The sequence below is a fragment of the Novosphingobium sp. genome, from assembly GCF_036820275.1.
In the GTDB taxonomy this organism is placed as follows: domain Bacteria; phylum Pseudomonadota; class Alphaproteobacteria; order Sphingomonadales; family Sphingomonadaceae; genus Novosphingobium.
The window spans coordinates 120,090-141,266 of record NZ_DAISLT010000001.1 but is presented as its reverse complement, the minus strand read 5'-3'; the positions used below and the strand labels follow the sequence as shown (position 1 = coordinate 141,266).

General features: G+C 66.5%; 15 protein-coding genes. 7 read left to right on the top strand and 8 right to left on the bottom strand.

Annotated elements, in window-relative coordinates; all coding sequences use genetic code 11:
• Nucleotides 1–3: 3 nt before the first annotated feature.
• The 4 genes from V7066_RS00525 to V7066_RS00510 all read right to left on the bottom strand — a co-directional run bounded on the left by V7066_RS00525 (nt 4) and on the right by V7066_RS00510 (nt 7,744).
• Nucleotides 4–4,683: a MupA/Atu3671 family FMN-dependent luciferase-like monooxygenase gene (locus V7066_RS00525; protein ID WP_334181294.1), complete on the bottom strand. Its 4,680-nt coding sequence runs from the start codon at nt 4,681–4,683 to the stop codon at nt 4–6.
• A gap of 114 nt (nt 4,684–4,797) precedes the next feature.
• Nucleotides 4,798–5,712 (bottom strand): glycosyltransferase family 2 protein, encoded by a 915-nt coding sequence (locus tag V7066_RS00520; RefSeq protein WP_334181293.1) that lies wholly within the window; start codon nt 5,710–5,712, stop codon nt 4,798–4,800.
• A complete protein-coding gene (locus tag V7066_RS00515) occupies nt 5,709–6,881 on the bottom strand; it encodes a glycosyltransferase family 2 protein (RefSeq protein ID WP_334181292.1) in 1,173 nt (390 codons plus the stop codon). Before V7066_RS00515 ends, V7066_RS00520 begins: the two co-directional genes overlap by 4 nt.
• The gene (locus V7066_RS00510; RefSeq protein WP_334181291.1) at nt 6,881–7,744 is read right to left on the bottom strand and encodes a 2OG-Fe(II) oxygenase; all 864 of its coding nucleotides are present in this window, start codon (nt 7,742–7,744) and stop codon (nt 6,881–6,883) included. Before V7066_RS00510 ends, V7066_RS00515 begins: the two co-directional genes overlap by 1 nt.
• A gap of 160 nt (nt 7,745–7,904) precedes the next feature.
• Here V7066_RS00510 and V7066_RS00505 point away from each other — a divergent pair, with 160 nt between their 5' ends.
• Together V7066_RS00505 and V7066_RS00500 are read left to right on the top strand one after the other, a co-directional pair.
• A complete protein-coding gene (locus V7066_RS00505) occupies nt 7,905–9,116 on the top strand; it encodes a glycosyltransferase family 4 protein (RefSeq protein ID WP_334181290.1) in 1,212 nt (403 codons plus the stop codon).
• Nucleotides 9,113–10,498, top strand: a complete 1,386-nt coding sequence (locus V7066_RS00500) for an oligosaccharide flippase family protein (RefSeq protein WP_334181289.1) — start codon at nt 9,113–9,115, stop codon at nt 10,496–10,498. Before V7066_RS00505 ends, V7066_RS00500 begins: the two co-directional genes overlap by 4 nt.
• Here V7066_RS00500 and V7066_RS00495 read toward each other — a convergent pair.
• From V7066_RS00495 to V7066_RS00485, 3 genes are all read right to left on the bottom strand, one after another.
• On the bottom strand, nt 10,479–12,047 hold the full coding sequence (locus V7066_RS00495) for an O-antigen ligase family protein (protein ID WP_334181288.1): 1,569 nt from the start codon (nt 12,045–12,047) through the stop codon (nt 10,479–10,481). The genes V7066_RS00500 and V7066_RS00495 overlap by 20 nt on opposite strands.
• A complete protein-coding gene (locus V7066_RS00490) occupies nt 12,044–13,501 on the bottom strand; it encodes a hypothetical protein (protein ID WP_334181287.1) in 1,458 nt (485 codons plus the stop codon). Before V7066_RS00490 ends, V7066_RS00495 begins: the two co-directional genes overlap by 4 nt.
• 62 nt (nt 13,502–13,563) lie before the next feature.
• Nucleotides 13,564–14,424: a WecB/TagA/CpsF family glycosyltransferase gene (locus V7066_RS00485; RefSeq protein WP_334181286.1), complete on the bottom strand. Its 861-nt coding sequence runs from the start codon at nt 14,422–14,424 to the stop codon at nt 13,564–13,566.
• A 241-nt stretch (nt 14,425–14,665) separates the two neighbouring features.
• Between V7066_RS00485 and V7066_RS00480 the strand changes: the two genes are divergently transcribed.
• The 5 genes from V7066_RS00480 (at nt 14,666) to V7066_RS00460 (ending at nt 19,680) form a co-directional block, all read left to right on the top strand.
• Nucleotides 14,666–15,328, top strand: coding sequence for a polysaccharide biosynthesis/export family protein (locus V7066_RS00480; protein ID WP_334181285.1), 663 nt, complete (start codon nt 14,666–14,668; stop codon nt 15,326–15,328).
• Between the two features lie 101 nt (nt 15,329–15,429).
• A complete protein-coding gene (locus V7066_RS00475; protein ID WP_334181284.1) occupies nt 15,430–16,470 on the top strand; it encodes a hypothetical protein in 1,041 nt (346 codons plus the stop codon).
• Nucleotides 16,467–17,960, top strand: a complete 1,494-nt coding sequence (locus tag V7066_RS00470) for a GumC family protein (RefSeq protein WP_334181283.1) — start codon at nt 16,467–16,469, stop codon at nt 17,958–17,960. The genes V7066_RS00475 and V7066_RS00470 overlap by 4 nt, the downstream gene beginning before the upstream one ends.
• Complete coding sequence (locus V7066_RS00465) at nt 17,957–18,727, top strand: CpsD/CapB family tyrosine-protein kinase (RefSeq protein WP_334181282.1); 771 nt, start codon at nt 17,957–17,959, stop codon at nt 18,725–18,727. The genes V7066_RS00470 and V7066_RS00465 overlap by 4 nt, the downstream gene beginning before the upstream one ends.
• Nucleotides 18,724–19,680 (top strand): hypothetical protein, encoded by a 957-nt coding sequence (locus V7066_RS00460; RefSeq protein ID WP_334181281.1) that lies wholly within the window; start codon nt 18,724–18,726, stop codon nt 19,678–19,680. The genes V7066_RS00465 and V7066_RS00460 overlap by 4 nt, the downstream gene beginning before the upstream one ends.
• Here V7066_RS00460 and V7066_RS00455 read toward each other — a convergent pair.
• Nucleotides 19,677–20,930: a glycosyltransferase gene (locus tag V7066_RS00455; protein WP_334181280.1), complete on the bottom strand. Its 1,254-nt coding sequence runs from the start codon at nt 20,928–20,930 to the stop codon at nt 19,677–19,679. The genes V7066_RS00460 and V7066_RS00455 overlap by 4 nt on opposite strands.
• Nucleotides 20,931–21,177: the final 247 nt, after the last annotated feature.

Below are 21,177 nucleotides of genomic sequence, written 5' to 3'. Positions count from 1 at the left end.
CGCTTAGATCCCGGCAATTACGCGGGCGCCGCTCCGACGGGCGAGCGCCGCGCGGCGGGCCATGGCGCGCTCCTGTCCTTCGCGGGCGGCTACAGCGTCGCCGGTTTCTCCCGACAGATGGCTGCCCAGCGCGGCGATCGTGGGGAACCGGAAGATATCCGTCAGCGCCACAGGATGCGGTGCCACTGCCGCAAGCCGCCGATGAACCTGGATGGCGAGCAGCGAGTGTCCACCGATATCGAAGAAGTTCTCGTTCCGGCCGACGCGAGACAATTGCAGAAGATCGCACCAGACCTCGCGGATCTGGTCTTCCAACGGACTGTGTGACGCTTCCTGCGATCCTGCGACGAACTCCGCCTCGCGAACCGCCAGCGGCTCCGGCAGGGCCTTGCGATCGATCTTGCCGTTCGGCGTTCGCGGCAGGCTGCCCAGAACGACAAGGCTGCCCGGAACCATGAAGTCCGGCAAATGGCTGCGCAAGTGATCGCGCAGGGCTTCCGGAGAGGGGCGCGAAGGCCCCGGCGTGACATAGCCGATCAACCGCGTCGCTGCGCCGTCGCGGCGCGCGATCACGACGGCCTCGGTCACCGCTTCGTGTGCGGCGAGCGCCGCCTCGATCTCGCCCAGTTCGATGCGATAACCGCGGATCTTCACCTGATGGTCGAGACGGCCGAGGAATTCCAGCGTACCGTCCGGCCGATGCCGGGCAAGGTCGCCGGTGCGGTAGGCGCGCTCTCCGGCAAGGAACGGGTGCGCGACGAAGCGCTCTGCGGTCAGTTCCGGTCGCTCGTGATAGCCGCGCACCACGCCCGCACCGCCGATCACCAGCTCTCCCGGCGTGCCCGGCCGTACCGGCTGCAAGCGGCGGTCGAGGATATAGACTTGCTGGTTGGCGAGCGGACGGCCCAGCGGCGGTGCCTTGTCGTCCCCGGTCAGGCGATGGACGGCGGACCAGACGGTCGTCTCGGTGGGGCCGTACATGTTCGTCACCGCGCCCGGGACCAGCGCCAACATGTCCTGCGCGAGGTGCGGCGGGAAGGCTTCGCCACCGACCATCAGGCAGCGCAGTTCGGCGAGTTCGGAGCGAGCCGCCGGATCACCGGCCAGCGCCTGAAGCAGCGAAGGCGTGCACTGGAGGTGCGTCACGCCGTGCCGCTGCATCAGTTCGGCAAGCGAACATTCCGCCTCGCCCGCCCGCTCCTGCACCAGCGCGCGGAGGCGATCGATGGCCGGAAGATGCGCGATCACGGTATCGGTATCGATGCCGAAGTCGATCAGGCAGCCGATCTCGTCGACGCCCAGATCGCTCAGGCGCCGGATCAGGGCGAGATTGTCTTCCGGCGTTCCGAACAGGCCGCTGGTTTCAAAATATCGCTCGAAAGCATGGTCGAGCAGTGCTTCGGTTTCGTCCGCGCCGAGACTGCCGAGATCGACCTGGCCGCCTGTCCCGGTTCCGGCCGGACGCTTGAAGGCAGGGAACGACCAGGCATATTCGTGCAGCAATGCGGTGGCCGTGCGCAGATATTCGATCAGCGGGCCGCGTACCTTCTCGCGGACCGTGGCTTCGTCTTCGCCCAGGAACGTGTGGAGCATGAGCGTGGCATGGCCCTCTCCTGCATGACCAGCCTCGCGCCAGGCCCGGCGATAGGCCGCGATCTTTTCGGCCACTTCCGCGATCGACTGGCCGAGCAGATGGGTCAGGACGAAAGCCCCTGCCCGGCCCGCCTCGACGAACGTGGCGACATTACCTGCCGAGGTGATCCAGCACGGCAGTTCGGGCTGGATCGGGCGCGGGTAGGTGAGGACTTCGACGTCGGTGCCGAGCGGTCCGGCAAAGCGCCTCGGCTCGCCGCGCCACAAGGCGCGAACGTCCTCCATGGCGCTGCGCAGCGTGCCTGCCCGGTCTGCGAAGGCGGCGGGGTTGAGAATGAAGTCGTTCGGCTGCCAACCGGAAGCGAAGGCGATGCCCACCCGCCCGGCGGAGAGATTGTCGACCAGCGCCCATTCCTCGGCGATGCGCAGCGGATGATGAAGCGTTCCGACGACGCTTCCGGCTCGGATTCCCACGCGCGACGTCACCGCTGCGATGGCGGCCGAAGCGACCGAGGGGTTCGGATAGGGGCCGCCGAAGGCGTGGAAATGCCGCTCCGGCGTCCAGATCGCCTCGAAACCATGGCTGTCCGCGAAACGCGCGCCTTCCAGCAGGAGCCGGTAATGGTCGGCTGCGCTACCGGCACTGGAACTGGCGAAATAGAAGAGACTGAACCCGGTCTTCCGCACCGGACCGGGAGGCGAGACATCCCCCCGCACCTGCCGTTCGCTGGCCACTACGACGTGACAACCGTGAATGAGCGGATAGAGCAGTTCCAACACCGAAATGTCGAAGCTCAGACTGGTGACGGCCAGCCATGTCGCTTCGGGTTCCAGTTTCGCATCCATCCCTGCGAAGAAGTTCAGCAGGTTGCTATGCTCGACGAGGACGCCCTTGGGCACCCCTGTCGAACCCGAAGTGTAGATCATGTAGGCAAGATCGGTGCCGCGCGCATCGCCCCCCAAATCGGTGGACGGAAACCCGGAACATGCTTCGGAAAGATCGTCGATGCCGAGCGTTTCGGCACGTTCCTTCGGAAGTGTACCAAGAAGCCGGGTTTCGCTCAGGATCAGGCTCATGCCGGAATCCGCGATCATGTGGGCGAGGCGGTCGGCCGGGTAGCCGGGGTCGAGAGGAACGTAGGCTCCGCCCGCCTTGTGCACCGCGATCACGCAGGCAACCATCTCCACCGACCGGGCGAGATGCAGACCGACCCGCGTTTCCCGCCCGACCCCACGGGCCGCCAGCAGCCGCGCGATCCGGTTCGAGAACGCATCCAATTCCGCATAAGTCAGCGTCTTGTCGCCTGCCGTCACCGCGATCCGATCGGGTGTGCGTGCCGCCTGCTCCATGAACAGGCGATGCCAGTTCTCGCCCTTGGGGATGACCGTCGGCCCGGCGTTCCACGCGTCGATCACCCGTGCGCGTTCCTCCTCGGCCATCAAGGAAAGTCGGCCGAGCGGCGTTTCCGGTTCGGCCTCCGCCGCGGCCTGGAAGATGTCGAAGCCGGTCCAGAGGTCCGCCGCCTCATGTTCGGCAAGACACGCCGCATCGTAAGTCCAGCGGCAGGTTCCCTCCTTCGCGCAGATGGCAAGGTCCAGCACGGTGGCATCCGCAGGCCGGTGCTGCGAATGGGTGTCGACGATCCGCACGGCCACCGGGTGCTCGATGCTTGCCCGCCCTCGCAGTTCCGGGCTCCGCGCGATCAGGTCCGCCGAATAGCCGACGTGGCGATGAAGCGCCGCGACGTCCCGCTCTATCACCTTGACCAGTGCCGATATCGGAGCCTCGAAATCGACGCAGGCCTTCAGGGGAAGTTCCGGGGCGAACCAGGCCGCCACATCTTCCATTCTCGCAGCGCCGACCGGATCGCGATAGCCGATCTCCACGCAGTCGCGGTCGGCTGTCCGCGCAAGCCATCCCGTCACGGCCGCGAGGAGCGGCACGCCGGATTGCCGGAACGGTCGATCCTCGCTGATCCATCGGGGCGGTATATTCTCCGGACGGAGCTTGAAGGCGGGCAGTTGCAGGCTGTCGCGCTGCTGGAGGCGGCGGCGCCACCACCGCTCGTACCGCCCTGCGGCGGCATCGAGCGGACTGAGCCGGTCGCGCTGCTCCGCCCCGAGCACCGCAAAGGCTCCAGCTGCGGCCGGCTCATGCCCATCCCACGCATGGCCGTCGAGCGTCGAAAGGCGATCGATCCGCAAGTCCCTGCCGCCCGTCGCCACCACCGGGGCAGTCCCTCGCGACAACAGTGTCCCCGGCTCCGCGTCCGACCGGCCTTCCAGCACCGTGACCTGGCGCACCAGCAGCAGACGGTCTCCCAGCAACGCTTTCGGCAAGCCCATGGGATTGGCGTAGAGACCGAAATCCAGCGCCGAGACGAGCCGCGCGACTTCCTCGGCCGGGCGCGTCCAGTCGATGGTCGCGGCGGCTGCCGGACGATGCTCACGGCCGAACATGCGCGCCGGGGCATGGCCCTGCGGCACGGCCGCGGATACGGCGCCTTCCAGATCGTCCACGATCCGCGCGAAGCTGCGCAGCCCGGCCTCGAAGCAGCGGGTGTTCAGCGAGAAAGCGCTCTCGCCGTCGTTCACCGCAATCGGCTCGGCCGCCAGCAAGGGGCCTGCATCGACCGCGTCCGTCATCAGGTGCCAGGTGACGCCGTGTCGCCGTTCGCCTTCCAGCAAGGCCCAGACCGGCGTGTTGAGACCGCCGCGCTGCGGCAGCGGGCCGTCGTGGAAATTGATCGCCCCCCGCCTCGCGAGGGACAGGACCTCATGCGGGAGGATGGCGAGGTTCGAGATGCTGAAGAGCCAGTCGACCGGAGCCATTCCCCCGACCAGCAAGTCGCGCGGACGTTCAAGCGCGGGAAAACGGTTGCGGCATGCCCATTCGAAGGCGGGAGACCCTGCGGCGGCGACGACGGCGACCACATCGTGCCCCCGGCTCCGCAGCATTTCGCCGCACTCGACCAGAAGCGTCTCGTCACCGACCAAGATCGAGCGATACCCGATCGGTCGGTTGCGATCGTCCTTTCCGGAAAGATCGACAAGACTATCGTGCATCGTCGGATCGAATGTCCCACCCATGGATATTCTCCTCATCGGATGAAGCTATCGACTCGGACGTTTCCTCACCATTTCGTCTACTCGGTCCGGAAATTCATGGTGGTGGTACGACCACGAGGATTGGGCGGCAGATTTTTACTTGTATTCGATCAACCGCGTCTCGGAGTTCGCCGCTTTATGGCGCAGCTTCCGCCACCAATACTGCATCTGCCCCTGACAATGCGGCAGTTTTCCCAAAGTGATGAAGCTGGCGACCAAGGGCCCGCTGCGCAGGCACACACGCGTCCAGAGAACAGGCCAGAGCAGCCACATCGGCGGCAACGCCCAGAGCACGTTGCTCACCACGTCGCGGCGAAGCCGCGCATTGCCGTCGCCGCGCAGGGCAAAGCCCTCGGCAATGGCATAGCCGCTACGGCGGTTGCGCTGCCACCACTGCGAGAAGCGGGTCATCGCCGCATCATGCACCGTCATTTCGGCGTCGATGCGCCGTATCCTCCAGCCCTGCCGCCGGATACGATGGCACAAGTCCGGCTCCTCGCCGGCGATGAGGTCCTCGCGAAAGCCGCTCACTGCACGGAAGGCGATCGCCCGGACCAGCGCGTCGCCGCCGCAGGTTTCCCGAAGGCCCACGGGCGTATTCCATTCGTGGTCGCAGAGCCGGTTGTACGGGCTGGCCGCGGGATCCCGCTCGCGTCGCCGGCCGCAGACGGCGGCAAGGCTCCCGTCGGAGCGGATCGCGGCCAGCGCCCGGTCGAGCCAGCCCGGCACGAGTTCGCAGTCGCCATCGATGAAGTGCACGAGTTCGATCGCCGGATCATGGCCTGCCAGCCACGCGAAACCCGCGTTGCGTGCCCGAGCGGCGGTGAAAGGCGTGGCAGGATCGAGTTCCACCACGGGCAGGCCCTTGCTTCGCGCCAGGGCAACGCTGCCGTCGCTTGATCCGGAATCGACATAGACGGCCAGAACGGTCTGCATCAGGACGCTGTCGATGGACAAGGCGAGCCTCGCGCCTTCGTTGCGTCCGATGATCACGAAGCCGACACCGCTCATGGCTCGCGCTCGGTGCGTAGCCAGTTCCGTTCTCGCCGGGTGACGAACTGCGCAAGCAAAGGCAGCTTCCAGAGCACGTAGCCGGGAATGCGAAGGAGGGCGGAGAGCGGCAACGTCGCGCGGCCATGGCGCCACCACGCCATGAGCAGTGCCGCCACAAGACTTGCCGTGGCGCCGGCCAGAACCAGCAGGGGCAGTCCGAAGCCATCCAACGTCGCGACCAGCACCAGAGCACCCGCCACGACCAGCCCGAGCAGCACCGTCGGCGGCAGGAGGAGATCACATGCGATGACGGCCAATCCCGGCCGCCTCTGCCTGAGGGCGGCGCGAAGAAGTCTCGGAACGAAACGCATGGCCGTCTGCAAGATTCCGTGCTCCCAGCGTCGGCGCTGACCGGCCGTGCCGTCCCGCGAACTGGCCGGACTGAGGAACATCGCCTCCCGTTCGAAGATCACGCGTCGGCCGGACAGCAGGAGTTCCAGCCCCATGTCGAGATCCTCGACCAGCGATCCGACCCGCCAGTGCATTTCCGTGAAAGTCTCTCGCGGGAAAGCCATTCCCGAACCCTGCAGGAGGGCCGCTCCGGCCAGCCTGTCAAGCGCCGCCTGCCGCACGAAATTCTTGACCAGGAAAGCGAAGCACGAGACGCGCACCAGGGTTTCCGCGCCGTTCGGCGGAACCATCAGGTAGGCACCCTGCACCACGGCATCCTGCGCTGCGGAGATGGCCGCGAGCGCCGGCAAGGCGCCGGGCTGCACGATGCAATCGGCATCGACAACGATCACGACCTCTGCCGGATGGGCTGATCGATGCGAGATCAGGAAGCCCCGCGCGAAATCGAGGGCATGGCCTTTTCCTCGCCGGGTAGGGTCCGCCCGCTCGATGACGGTCGCGCCGAGGTCACGCGCGATGCGGGCCGTCGCGTCGGTGCAGTTATCGGCGACTACGATGAGTTCGTCCTCCAACCGCACTTGTGCAAGGACCGCGGAAATGGCCGGAGCGATGCCGCGAGCCTCGTCATGGGCGGGCATGAGCACGACGAAGCGAGGCGCCTTGGCGCCTTTCTGTCGCCGCCTGGGAGGTAACAGACCGGCGAGGCACTCGATCGAAAGGCCACCGGCAAGGAAGGTCCCAGCCAGTGTCACCGTCCAGACGAACAGCCCGGCCATCAGGCTGCCGTCGAGGCGGGATCGACCGGCAGCGCTTCCAGTGGCTCCCGCCCCCGGCGCTGGAGGATCGGCGGGAGCCAGTCGGACTTGAGGTTGTGCAGGCGCACGCGCCAGTCGGCCTTGTCGACAGTGCCGGGGCGGGCGCGGAAGTCCGTGGTCCGCTCGATCGCGGGCAAGGCAGCGGCGGTGGCGGTATAGTAATAGGTCGCGATCGAGCGGCGTGACCGCCCCTCGGGACAAGCGAGAGGATCGGGATGGCCATGATAGGTATCGCGATCGGTGCTGAAGATCACGGCCCGGCCGAACCCGGGTTGGATCCGGTGTTGGGCCCGGGTCATGCTGCGATCCCAGAGTTCCAGCGCACCACCGTAGTCGGCAGGCCAGTCCTCGTTGAGGTAGATCAGCAGGTTGAGCCTGCGCTCGATCTTCATCCGGCCATGATGCGGGAAATCCGCGTGGATGCCGAGGTGCCCGCCCCGGCGTGTCTCGTGCAGTCCTGCCCCGGCATGATAGGGATCGGCGATCAGACCGCGGATGCCGGTCAGGGCGGAAAGGAAACCCAGGAAAGCCCGCGAATTCAGCTCGGCGAAAAGCATGCGGGTCGTCGGCCCGTCGCATTCGTCGGGGCGGAACTGGAATTTCAGACGCTCCTGATCGCGGTCGAAATAGTCCTTGCCGCGGCTGTCCGGGAATTCGTCCAGCACTTTGCGCAGGATATCCGCGTCGAGAAAATCGTCGAGCACGATGTGCGGAAAAGGCCGGTTGTCCCGATACCGCGCGGCGCAGTCGGCACCGGCAGCCTTGCAGGAGGCATGATCGAAGCACCGATAGCCGCCGAGATCGGTCAGATCGAGAAACGCCATGACATCCCTTTCAAAGCCTGCTCCAGATTTGCCCCCGCCTCACGATAAGGGGCGCGGCGGGAACGGGGCAGGCGTGAAACTCCCTTGGAAGTTCTCATGATCGACACTTCCGGAGCCGCTCCGTAGGCTTTTCGGGAAAACCGCCGCGGGAGGTATTCGCGTGCATATCGGGCTATGTTCTCCCCATTGGCCGCCCTCGCAGGCCAACGGTATCGTCAGTTACGTCTCGGCCATACGCGACCATTTCATTGCACGCGGGCATGAGGTTTCGGTGGTTTCCCAGGAGCGGCTCCATACGAGCGATGGCGCCGCCCTGTCGCTGGCGCCGAGCCGGACGGCGAAAGCCGTGGCACAGTCGCGGGACAGGCTCCGCCGCCTGCGCAGGCAATCCGAAGGGGCGCTGCCCGAAGTCGGCCGCAACGTCGCCCGCCAGATTGCGGCGGCCCATCGCCTCCGGCCCTTCGATGTCGTCGAGATGGAGGAGAGCTTCGGATGGTCCGACTTGGCCGCACGCGCCATCGCCGCGCCGGTCATCACCCGGATCCACGGCCCGCATTTCCTGAAGCCCGACAACGACCTGACGGAACGCGAGCGGCGCGAAGGTCAAGCCCGGTGCGAGGCGGAAGCCCGCGCCGTTCGCAACGCCGCCATGGTCACGGCCCCGACACAGGCCATGATGACCGGGACCTGCCGCAGCTACAGCCGCGATCCGGCAGCCTGCTCCGCCGTGATCGCCAACCCCATCCGTTTGCGCGAGGACACGCCGCGCTGGACCCTCGGCGGTGCCGAGCCCGGCCATGTCCTGATGGTCGGCCGCTTCGACTATCTGAAAGGCGCCGATACCATGCTGCTGGCCTTCGAACGTCTGTTGGAAACGCAGCCGGAGGCCCGGTTGACCCTGGTAGGCCCCGACGAGGGAATGGAGGCGGGAGCCGGCAGACGCATCGGTTTCGCAGAGTTCGCCGCCACCCGGCTTTTGCCTCGAACCCGGCAGCGGATAGAGTTTCGCGGGTTGCTCAGCCAGGCGGAAATCGCTCCGCTGCGGTTGAAGGCCATGGCCACGGTGGTGAGTTCCCGCTGCGAGAATTTTCCCTACGTCCTGCTGGAAGCCATGGCCGCCGGAAGCCCTCTCGTTTCGACGGATTGGCCGGGCGCGGAGGAAATCGTCATCGACGGCGAGAGCGGCCTGCTCTCACCGATTGCGCAGCCCGATCGCCTGGCCGTCACGCTCGACCGGATACTCCGCGACGGGCAGCGGGCCGCCGCCATGGGTCATGCCGCGCGAGAGCGCTGCGCATCCGAGTTCTCGCTCGAGATCGTCGGGGACAAGCTGCTCGACTGTTACCGCCAGACGCTGGAAATGCCCGCTTGACCACCGAACAGGCTGCAAGTCCGCCCTGGCAGGGACTTCCCGAGCGGCGCGGCCTTCGCAGCCGTTTTTTGGACTTTGCCGCGCGCGACACCAATGTCGTCATCGTTTCGGTGATCCTCAACAACTTGCTGCGCGCGATATCGGGCATGATCCTGACGCGCCTGCTGATGCCCGAAGTCTTCGGCATTTCCGGCGTCATCGCCTCGATCCAGTTCACCGTTTCGCTGGCGACCGACCTGGGTTTCCAAGCCTTTGTCGTGCGGCAGGAGAACGGCGACGAGAAGCGCTTTCTGGATACGGTCTGGACCGTTTCGCTGGTCCGCTCGCTGGTCCTCGCCCTCGTGCTCGCCGCTTCGGCGCTGCCGCTGGCGCACATCCTCGCCAAGCCCGAACTGGCCCTGCTCCTGGCTGCGTCCAGCCTGACGTTCGTGGTCGAGGGGCTGGCCTCCACCAGCCTCCTTACCGCCTTGCGCCGTCGCCGGATTCTGCGTCTTTCGGCGCTCGAACTCGTCGCTCTCCTCGCGCAGATCGCCATGAGCGCGGTTCTGGCCTGGGCCTGGGGCAACTACTGGGCGATCCTGGGCGGACTGCTCACCGGCGGGCTGCTCAAGACTACGCTCAGCTACACGATGTTCGAGGATGCCCGGCGGGGATTTAGGCTCGATCGCGCGACTTTGCGGGCCTTGTGGGGCTTTTCCCGCTATGTCACCGGGTCCAGCATCATCTTCCTGCTGATCTCCCAGTGCGACAAGCTGGTGCTGGCCAAGCTGATGCCGCTCGACCAGTTCGGGTTCTACATCCTGGCAGGCAACCTCGCCTCGGCACCGCTCGGCTTCGCGATGAATTACGCCAGCCGCGTGCTCTATCCGACTTACGCCCAACTCTGGCGCGACCGCGCCGAAGACCTGCGCGCCCGCTTCTACGACAAGCGGCGCCTGCCCTCTTTGCTTTACGGTTTCGCCACCGGCGGCATCATCGGCGGCGCGCCGCTGATCGTCGGCGTGCTCTACGACCCGCGTTACGGCGAGGCTGCGGGCTATCTCCAGATCCTTTGCATTTCCTCGCTGCTGGCCCTGCCGTCGAATGCGGCGAACGAGGTGCTGACGGCAACCGGACGGATTCGTGCGACGCTGGAAGCCAGCATCGTCAAACTGGCCTGGCTTACGGCGGCCGGAACGATGGGCTATCTTCTTTGGGGCCAGTTCGGATTGGTCCTGGCCGTCGGCCTGATGGAGGCTCCGGCGCTGGTGGTGAAGTGGGTGCGGTTGCGGATGGCAGGGCTGCTCGATATCCGCGAGGAATTGCTGTTCCTCGCAGCGGGCCTTGCCGGAACAGGCTGCGGCTTCGTTGCGGCAGGCACGATCATGCGGGTGTTGCGATAGGGACGCGTTCGCTCCACGGCGATCGATAGCGCCGCCCGCCCAAAATCGCGGCGCCCAGGCCGAACAGCCCGAAAGTCAGGAATGCCGGTCTTCCTCCGAACGACGTGAAGAACAGCATTTCGCAGAGCATGACCAGGCATCCGAAAACGAAGGCCGCAGGTGCCTGCCCCGGTTCGCAAGAGCGCAAAACCGTACGCCGCCGCCAAAGGCTCACCAGCGGATCGGCAAAATTGCCAATGAAGATCGCGAGGCCTGCCGATCCGCCGATCAGCGCGATCCACAAGTACGTGTTCACGAAGTCGATGATCCCCTCGCCTTGCCGCAGTTCGGCCATCAGCACGTTGAGGCGCGGTATCGAATGACCGACGAGCGGGCTGAGCCGGAACACCTGCCTGCCTTTTTCGAACAGCTCGCGTCGATAGGTCGTGGTATCGCTGGCGCCGCCGTCCGAAAGCCCCAGCATTTCCGCGAAGCCCGGAAAGAGTTTCGCGGCGAGGAAGACGAAGCCCAGTACCAGCCCGATGCCGCCTGCGTTCAGCACCAGAGCGCGCCAGCGCCCGCGATAGGCCGCCATCGCCACGACCGCGAGTGCAAGCCCGATCCAGGCCCCGCGCGACTGCGGCGCCGAAACGCCGAGAAAGGCGATCGCGAGCAGCCCGACATGCTTCAATCGCGAGCGGAAGTCCTCCCGCAACTGGCTTAGAGCGGCGAAGCACATGGCCAGAACGAGCGCGATCGACGTCGGCTCCACGAAAGGTCCGCCGGCACGGAGCAGCCCGCCGCGTGCCTTGACCAGCAGGATCATCGGCACATTGTAGAGACCGTATAGCTCGTTGTAGATCGGCCAGCTGCGCCAGGTCTCGAACAACAGGATCATGCTCAGGGCAATGCCCCCGCAGGCCAGCCAGCGAAGTGCGGCGCGCTGCCCGGCCACATCGGTGATGCCCCGGCTCAGGATGTAATAGGGCAGGCCCAGGTCGAGTAGGAGATTGACCGTCGTTCTCAGGAAATTGGTGGCGCTCGTCTCTCGCGACAGGCAGATGCCGAGCAGCAGCAGCAGCAACAGAACCCAGCCGTCGCTGGCAACCCGTCGCGCGGCGCCTGGGGGCCGCAGCCGGATCGCGGCCGCGGCCCCCAGGCCGAGCGCATCCTGCACGCCGAAGTCGAACAGTTTCAGCGACCCCAGCGAGACGGGCAGGTCGAGGCCCGGCAACAGCAACAGGCTGAACAGATAGACCGGCGCTATCCGCTCTCCACGACCGGCGAAGAGCGGCACCCAGATGCACATGGCCAGATGAAGCAGATGCACGCCCGTCAACGACAGCGCCGGCAACAGCCAGGCCAATACCGGCATCGTCACCACGCCGAGCAGGCTGGAGGTCGCCATATCGTCGCGATAAGGGCGTCGCAGGCAGAACAGGAACAGCGCCACTCCTGCGCCGCTGACGATCGATACGTAGAGCGCCGCGTGAAGTTCCTGATAGGCGAGGACGAGCAAGGCAAGAAACACAGCCGTTCCCAGGACTGCCTGCATGACCTGCCGGTTCATCGAATCCCGGCCTGGAACTGGCGCAAGGCCGTGAGTTTGGGCGTCTCCGAGGCGGGCTGGCCGGCATATTCCTGCAAGCCCCAGGAACCGTATCCGGCGATCGGGGCACTCGTGGCGTAGAGCACCAGCGTATCTCCGAAACGGCGGCGCCAGCCTTCGAGATAACGGGCATAGACTTCGCCCATGCGAGGGTCACGCTGGACGGCACGGGCCAACACAAGGTCGGTGGTGACGAGATGCTGCCCGCCCTCGTAGGCAATGTAACGAAGGCCGTGCGCTTTCGCGATCGCGCGATTGTCCTCGGCCATGGCGAATGTCCTCGACAGGGACTCCGGCATGGCCGCAAAGACCCGGTCGACATCCCCGTTGCGGTAACCGTCGAGATCCAGCCAGATATAAGGCGCGGTGGCCAGCGCATCGACCCAGTCCGCACTGCCGTCATGCCCCAGGACAATCCGCGCGAGGTCCGGATTGGCATGCTGGGTTGCGCAGACGCGGACGAGTGCATCCGGCCGGTCGGCATAGACGCGCGTCCAGATGCGCATCGCGCCGATCATCTTGTCGGCATAGCGCTCCATTCGCGCGCGGGTCGCATCACCGCCGCCCAGGCCGAGCGCCATGCCTTCCCGCTCGGCTTGCCCGGCCGCATCGAAGATATCGTTCCACACTTCGTTGCCGAGTTCGACATAAACCTTGCGGCCGGGATCGAGGCGGCGATGCACGAGCTGCGCGAAACTGCCGATATAGGCAGCGTCGGCATCGTAGGGCATCAGGAACCAGGGATCGGCCCCCACGGCGTTCGCAAGATCGACCATGTCCTCAATCGACGCGCCTGCCGCGCCCACTTGCGAGCCGCTCTCGGGCCGCGCGCGCGCGCTCCACCGGACTTTCGCATTGTCGTTGGTGCGCTGCCAGTCGACGAAGCGGATCGCGCTGAAGCCGGAAAGGAAAGTCAGGAACTCCGGATCGAAGCGCGCTTCTCGCGGCGTTCCGGCCTTCCGGCAATCGAGATCGCGCAGGGGGTCGGCGGGATCGGTGGCGAGCAGTTCGATCCAGGCCCCCTCGCCCTCGTCGCCAGTCGGCGTCAGTTCGAGATCGATGGCGTTCCCGGCCGTTCCGGTGATCCGCGCAACCCCGCCTGCCGCCAGTTCGCCGCGTCCGCCGAACGTGCAGCGAACTTCGACCGGGCGAAACGGGGCGGCGGGAATAACCAGCGGGCGCGGGGCAGTCTGCCCAGGGTCCAGCCCGATGACCCAGCCATCGGCATCGAGCTGTGCCTGCGGCATCGCGGTCCAGCCGCTCCCGCGCGAGGAGAACCATTCGCTTTGCGCGATCATGTTGGCGAAGACCTGCTGGCGGTTGAAGGTCTGAAGGCCGGAAAGGTTTATCCCTAGCGCGGTCGCGGGAACTGCGGCATCGACCGGCGTTGCAGGACGGGACCCCATGGCGGGCACGAGCAACACTCCCGCGGTTGTCGCTGCGACAGCGCAGAGAAGCGTTGCGACCGCAAGGAACTTCAGCGGGGGTGCCCTCCGGCGGTGCGGACCGCCATGCGGTGCCAGATCTGATGTATCCGGAAGATCTGCGGACCTTCCACCAGATAACGGCGCCAGAGCCGCTGCGGGTCGCAGGCCAGGCGGTAGAGCCACTCCAGCGACATGCGCTGTACGAGGCGCGGCGCACGTTCCTGGTCGCCGGTCAGGAATTCAAGCCCGGCCCCGACGCAGAAGCCCGTTCCGGTCGCGCCGCGCGTCTTGGCGAGACGCCGGGCGACGATCTCCTGCTGCGGCGATCCCACCGCCAGAAAGACGTAGCGGGCCTGTGCCTCGGCGAGGAAACGCACGGCGCGCGCAACCTCCCGCGCGCTGCGGATAAAGCCCATCGGCGGATTGTAGTGCCGCACGTCGCGAAGCCCGTAGCGCGCCGCAATCCGCTCCACCATCTCGGCATCGCCGCCAAGTATCGCGATCCGGTCATCGGCGCCGATATGCCGTTCGAACAGGGCAGCGGAGAGGTCGCTGCCGGTCACGACCGGCAAGTCGCGTCCAACCGCGTGCGCCATCTTCGCGAGGATGCGGCTGTCGCAGAGCGTCATCCAGGCACCGCGATAGGCGGGCCAGAGATCCGAGCGCCGCCGTTGCAGGCGTACGACGTGATCGACATTGGGCGTCACCACATAGGCGAAAGGCGCCGATGCCGGGCGGGACAGGATCGCATCGAGCGCCCCCGCCATGTCGACCGCGTCGAAGGCGAGGTCGAGGAATTCCACCGTTTGCGGTTTTTCGGGTGGTAAAGCCGGACCGAAAAGTCCGATCAATTCCCGAAGATCGGTCGCTTCGAAAGGCCCCGGTCCCTTGTGGATCTTTTCCAGATACATGACGTTTCTCCCCGCGGGCCACTATGCAGCAGGGCCGTGCGCCGATCTCTTGTGGCTACTGCGCTCCCCTATCCGCCTGCCCCAATTGTGGACCTGTCTTTTCCGAAGAGGCGATTTTCGGGACTGGCGAATTCTCCGACCCGTGAAGACCGCCCTCCGATCCAACGATTTCGGGTGTTTGGCGCTGCCGATAGCCTAAGTCTCGGACCGCACGAGAACAGCCGTCGGTCAGGGAGGTATCGTGTTCCCTTCTCGCATCCCGCTTCCGCTTTCCGAGATGTCCGCCGCAGTGCTCCTGCTCTTCGCGCCGGTTCCCGTCGCGGCCCAGGAGGCCGGCGAGACGGTCGCAGCGGCGGCGGTTTCGGCGACGGGGGCAGGTGCGGCGCTCGCCGTGTCCCGCTATACCGTCAATGCCGGGGACGAACTGGACGTCTTCGTCTGGGGCGAGGAGCGGATGCAGCGGCAGGTGCTGGTTCAGCCCGACGGCACGTTCGCCTTCCCGCTTGCCGGCACCATCAAGGCGAGCGGTCGCAACGTTTCCGACATCGCCGCTGAAGTCCGCCAGCGCATCTCGCTCAACTACCGCACTGCGCCGCCCGACGTCACCGTATCAGTGCGCGAGGCGACCGGCATGCGGTTTTACGTACTGGGCAAAGTCCGCAGTCCCGGCAGCTTCACCAGCGGCACCGCGCCGAACGTGCTCCAGGCGCTGAGCATGGCGGGGGGGACGGCCGACTTCGCCGACCTTGGCCATGCCGTGATCCTGCGCCAGACCCCGCAAGGCCAGAGGGTCGAGCCGGTCCAGCTCAAACGCCTGCTCAAGGGCGGCCGCAGCCTCGATCCCGGCAATCTCGCCGAGCCGCTGCCGACCCTCGCCAGCGGCGACGTTCTCGTCGTTCCGTGACGCGGCGCCCCCATGGTCCGGCCTTTCCTCTCGGTGTCATCCTTGCCGTCCTGCTGCCCGGACCGCTTTGCGCGCAGAGCCAACCGCATATCGAGGTGGACATGAGCCTTTTCGGTGCCAGCAACCCCTTCCTGCGTCCCGGCGAAGAGGCGCTGACGCTGGGCGGCCAGATCGCCGGAAAAGCCGAAGCGATATGGGCGCTCGACCACCGAACGAACCTGGAGACCGACGGCAGCTTGACCTATCGGCAATACGCGCGCGAATACGGCGAGTTCCTGAGCGGGTCGCTGGAACTGGCGCTGGCGCAACGCCGGAACGAATATCTCTCGTTTCGAACCGAAGCCTCGTTCGAGCGTATCCTGCCAATCGAAGCGCTGGCATCGAGCCTCGACGGTGCCATCGATCCGATCAGCCTTCAGGACCGCTACGAGATATCGCAGGCGTTGACCTACAATACCAGCACGCTCACCACTTTCAACGGACGCGTCGGCTGGAACCGCATCGCGCCCCGCCGGTCGCTGCTGCTGGCACCGACAAGCGCCGTCTTCTTCGATTTCGGTGCCGAGCGAAGGATCGATCCGGCGACGACCTTGGGCTTCGCCGGGCAACTCTTGGCCAGCCGGTCGCGCACCGGCGGGGATCCGCGCACCTGGGCTTTCGCAGCACGCGCGACACGCCGGTTTCCGAAGGCCTGGAACCTGGTGGTCGAGGCCGGCGCGACCCGTATTTCCCGCCTCGAACCGGCAGGTGGGCGGCAGGCCGGTCCGGTACAGTTCTCGGGCAACGTCGGCATCTGCCACGAACCGGGCCACATCCGCTTCTGCGCTTCGGGCGCGGTCGCTTCCATCGTCACCAGCTTCGGCGGCATCCAGCGGGAAGTCTCTGCCTCCACCAGCCTCGACTGGCGAACGAGCGAACGCGGCACCGTCCTGGCACGAGGCGAGTATCGCCGTTCGCCGCAAGGCATCGCCCGACCCGATCTGGAAGTACTGACCCTCGATGCCCGCTACGAGCATCGTCTCGATGGCCGCTTCGCCGTCTATGGCGGCGCGGAGTATCAGCAGAGAACCGGCCTCGGGACCGATCGGCTGCATGCGATGACGGTCCGCGCCGGGCTGATCTACCGGATACCGCGCAGATGAACCCGCCACCCGCTTCCGCTTCTCGCGGCATCGATCCGGACAGCGTCGGTATCTATCCGGCCGAGATACTGGCCATGTTCCGCCGCCGTTGGCGCTGGATGATCCCGCCGGTCGTGCTCGGCCTGCTCGCGGCCGGGATCGCCATCGCGCTGCGTCAGCCCGTCTACCAGTCCGCTGCGACACTGCTGATCGATTCCCCGCAGATCCCGACCAGCCTTGTCGCCTCGCCGCTAACGGACATCGCCGACGAGCGCATCGCCAAGATCCGCCAGCAGATCGTCAGCCGCGACAGCCTGGCCGGGCTGATCCGTGGCAACGGGCTCTATCCGGAGCAACGCGAGGCCATGGATTTTCCCGGCATTCTCGACATGATGCGCCGGGATATCGGGGTCGATCTGGTCGGAGCCGACCAGGCGCGGGGCGGGGGCAGCACGATCGCCTTCACACTCTCGTTCAAGTATCCCGATCCGCTCAAGGCGCGCAACGTCACCGAGCAACTCACCCGCATGTTCCTCGTGGAGGACAAGCGGTTCCGCACCGAGCAGGCGACCGGCACCGCCGCCTTTCTCGAAAACCGCTCGGAGGAACTGCGCCGTCAGCTGCGCGATCTGGAGGACAAGCGGCGCGAAGTGGAAGCGCTTTATGCCGGTGCCCTGCCCAGCAGCGTCGCCCTCAGCGCCCAGTCCAGTTCCGCGCTGCGCGCCGAGATCTCGCGCACCGATGCCGAGACGCAAGGGATCGTCCAGCAGAACGGCCTGCTCGCCGCGCGGCAACAGGAACTGCAACAGGCCCCCCCGAGCGGCGCCGATGGACTGCGCCGCGCCGAGGACCGGCTCGCCCAGCTTCTGGCGGTCCATTCGGACGTTTTTCCGGATGTCATCGCCGCGCGGGCCGAAGTGGAGCGCCAGAAAGTGCTGCTTTCGCATCTTCCTCCGCCGGGATCGAACGTGATCGGAACCGAGATCGTCGCTGGCCGCCAGCGGATCGACGTGCTGGCGAGCCGCCGCTCCGAACTGATCCGCACGATGGCCGACCTCGACCAGCGCGCTGCCCAGGCCCCCCAGGCCGCCTACGAACTGAACATGATCGAGCGGGAGTACGACAACATCAAGCGCCAGTACGATTCCCTGCGCGAGAAGCAGCTTGAAGCGCAAGTCGCTGCGAACCTCCAGTCCGAGGACAAGGGCGAGCGCTTCACCGTCGTCGATCAGCCCAGCCTGCCGCTTCAGCCGCTCGGCCTGAAGCCGGTCATGCTACTCGCACTGGGGCTGGCGGGCGGTGCGGGCTTCGGTTTGTGCATGATCCTCGCCTTCGAACTGCTGAGCGGCACGATCCACGGCGCCGATACCCTGGCCCGGACGATGCAGGTGCCCTGCTTCGGGGTAGTGCCGCGGGTAGCCGAGGAGACGCGCTTGTCGCAGCTGGCGCGCACGCTCGCCTCGCGACTGGAAAGCTATGTCCCAGGCCTGCGCGGGGGAACGAGGCCATGAACGCGGAACCCGGAATTCCGCCGCTGCGACGCCGGCGCGACGAGGCAGGCACCGCGACCGTCACGCTCGATCCGGAGCATCTCGCTGCCAGCCACGTCTTCGGCTTCGGCCAGATGAGCGAGCAGCTCTATCCGTTCTTCATGATCCGTTCCGCCCTGCTCGCCCATGTCGAGGCGACCGGGCACTGCGTGCTGGCGATCACCTCGGTGGAAGCAGGCAACGGCAAGACCCATGTCGCGGCCAACCTTGCAGCCGTGCTCAGCCGGGTACGACCGACCGTCCTCGTCGAACTGGACTTGCGACGCCCCAGCCTCGGCGCCCGGCTGGGCCTGATGAACGACAGGCCGGGCATCGACGACTACCTCGCCGGAGAAGCGGCCTGGCGCGATACCGCCATGGAGATCGACGGCTTCGATCTCGCCGTCCACCGCGCCCGTCGTCCCCATCCCCGCGCCGAGCGATTGCTGGCTTCCCCGCGGCTGAGCCATGCCCTCCGGCACATCGCCGCCGAGGACGAGGCCGCGATCTGCCTGATCGATACGCCCCCGGCGCTGATCGGCGACGATCTCCTGCATATCGCGCGGACCGTCGACGGCGTGCTGCTGGTCGCGCAGGAGGGGCGCAGCCGCAAGTGCGGCGTTCTCGAAGTGTCGAACGCGCTCGGGGCAACGCCGATCGTCGGCTCGATCCTCAACATGGCGCTCTCCGCCCCGGCGCGGCTCGGCGACTACGGCTATTACCGCGATGCGACGGATGAGGCAGGATGATCGGTTCCAGGGACAGCCGCTGGCTGCGCGACCTCCCCGCACGAACGACGCTCAAGCTGTTCAACCAGCCGCATGTCCGCGGCTGGCTGGGACACCGCTACGAGCAGGCTTTGCTGCGCCACCGACCTGCGCTGCCCCGTCTCGGGCGGATCGATGCGCAAGTCGTCTCGGACCTCGCAGAGCGGGGCATCCACGTAACGGATCTCGATGCGCTGGGCATTCCGGGCAGCAACGAGATTCTCGCCCGCTCAGCCATGCTGGCGGAAGAATTCGCGCAGCCCGCCCGCCGCCTTGCCGCTGCGGGAAGCCCTTTCATCATCGTCCCGCCCGAGCGTATCGTACGCAATGCCATGATCTATCGCTGGGGCCTTCAGGAGCGGCTGCTCGATATCGCCGAGGCCTATCTCGGTCTCCAGGCCGCTTACGACGGCGTGGCGATCAACTACACGGTAGCGGACGGCCGGGCGATCTCCACCCGCAAGTGGCACCGCGACTGGGAAGACCGCCGGATGCTGAAAGTCGCGGTCTATCTTCACGATGTGGATGATGCGGGCGGCCCCTTTCAGCAGATTTCGCGGCCGGATACGCTCCAGGACGATACTCGGGGTTTCACCTATGCCCTGTCCGACGACGCTGAACTCGAACATCGTCTCGGGCCGGGTTACGAGCAGGATATCGTCAGCTGCGAAGGACCGCGCGGCACCGTGGTGTTCTGCGATACGGCCCGTTACTTCCATCGCGGAAAGCCGGCCGTCTCGCGCGATCGGGCCGCGCTGTTCTACAGCTATTTCGCCAGTCCGCCCCGCCATCCCTTCCTCTGCGAACGGACCGGACTGTCCCGGCAGGATATCGAATGGATGGTCCGCCGCCTGCCCGAACGGCAACGCCGCGCCGCGCTCTGGCGGCAGCAATTGCCGAGATTGCTGAAACTGATCCCGCCCGCCGGTCTCTAGAGAAACGGTGCCAGCAGGGCAGCGAGCCTGGCTGCGCTGCGCTCCGGATCGTGACGTTCGAGCACCCGCAGGCGCCCCTGTTCGCCTTTGGCGGCAAGTTCCCGAGCGCTCGCGTCCAGCGCGGCGTCGAGAGCGGCGGCAAGTGCCTCCACGGAGCCGGATGGCACCAGCCAACCCGCACTTCGGTCCACCAGTTCGGGAATTCCGGCGATGGCCGTGGCGATGACCGGGCGACGACAGGCCATGGCCTCCATGATGACGACCGGCAGGCCTTCGGCGAAACTCGGCACCACGAGTGCGCGGGCGTCCTTGATGGCAGCCCGGATCGCTTGCGGCGTGGCCCATCCGCGCAGCCCTATCACGCCGCCGAGACCTGCTTGCGCGATCTGTCGTTCGATTGCCGCACGGTCCTCGCCGTCGCCGATGATGTCGAGCGTGATCGGCCGACGCGCGGCGACCATGGCCGCGGCCTCTATCAGCAGGGGAAGCCCCTTTTGGGCGCTGAGCCGGGCAATGCAGAGGAAGTGCGGCCGTTCGGGTATGTCTGCGAGCGGCCCTTCCGGCGCGAGGAAACACGGCGAGGCGGCGCAGGGCACGACCTGGATGCGCGCCCAGTCAGGTAGCGCCGCCCAGCGCATCAACTGCCCCCTCCCGAAACGCGAGATGCCGACCACGAAGGCCGCCTCGGCGATCTTGCCCGGCAAATCGAGGCCGCGCGGATCGTCGAACTCGTCAGGCCCATGCACGGTGAGGCTATAAGTGACGGGCGCCAGTCGGCTCGCCAGCCGGGCCACAGTCGCGGGGTTGGTCCCGAAATGGACGTGGACATGCCGAATGCCGTCCCGCCGCAACCGCCGCGCCAGCAGCGCCGCTTCGGCAAAATAGGCGCAGGCGGTTATCATGCGCCTGCCGCTCGACCGCCACGCCAGTCTCCATGCTCCCGCCACCCGATGCGGCTGCGTCACGAGGCAGGCCGCGACCGCCCCGGCCAGACCGACGCGATCCTCCAGCAAAGCCTCGGTTCGCCCGGCTTCGACCCGGTCTTCGGGATCGCCGAACCGTTCCTGCGCGCGGCGCACGGTGAAACGGCTGACCGAATAGCCCCGGCGCTCCAGCGCGGCGATCTCGGTGCGGATGAAGCTGTGGCTGATCTTGGGATAGACATTGGTGAGGTAGGCTACCCGTGGCGCCGCTCCGTCCCGATTGCTCGTCATGCCCGGACTATGGCGCAAGACCGAACGGCCGGGCATTGCGACTTTTCCCAATGGGATTTGAGCAGTGGTCCATGGGGTCCCCTTCCCCCGGATGCGCTCCGCCGCCGAGGCATGCGAACGTGATGCGAATTTGCGGAGACATGCCTTGCCGAGACTGCCACGCCTGCTGTCATTGGAAACGGACGCAAGGCGCCCGGCCGGAGTTCGTCGGCCATGACTCCCGGCCTGACCCGTTCGCAGGACACAATGCCGGTTCGCTTCGCTCCACGGCGGGCCTTGTCCT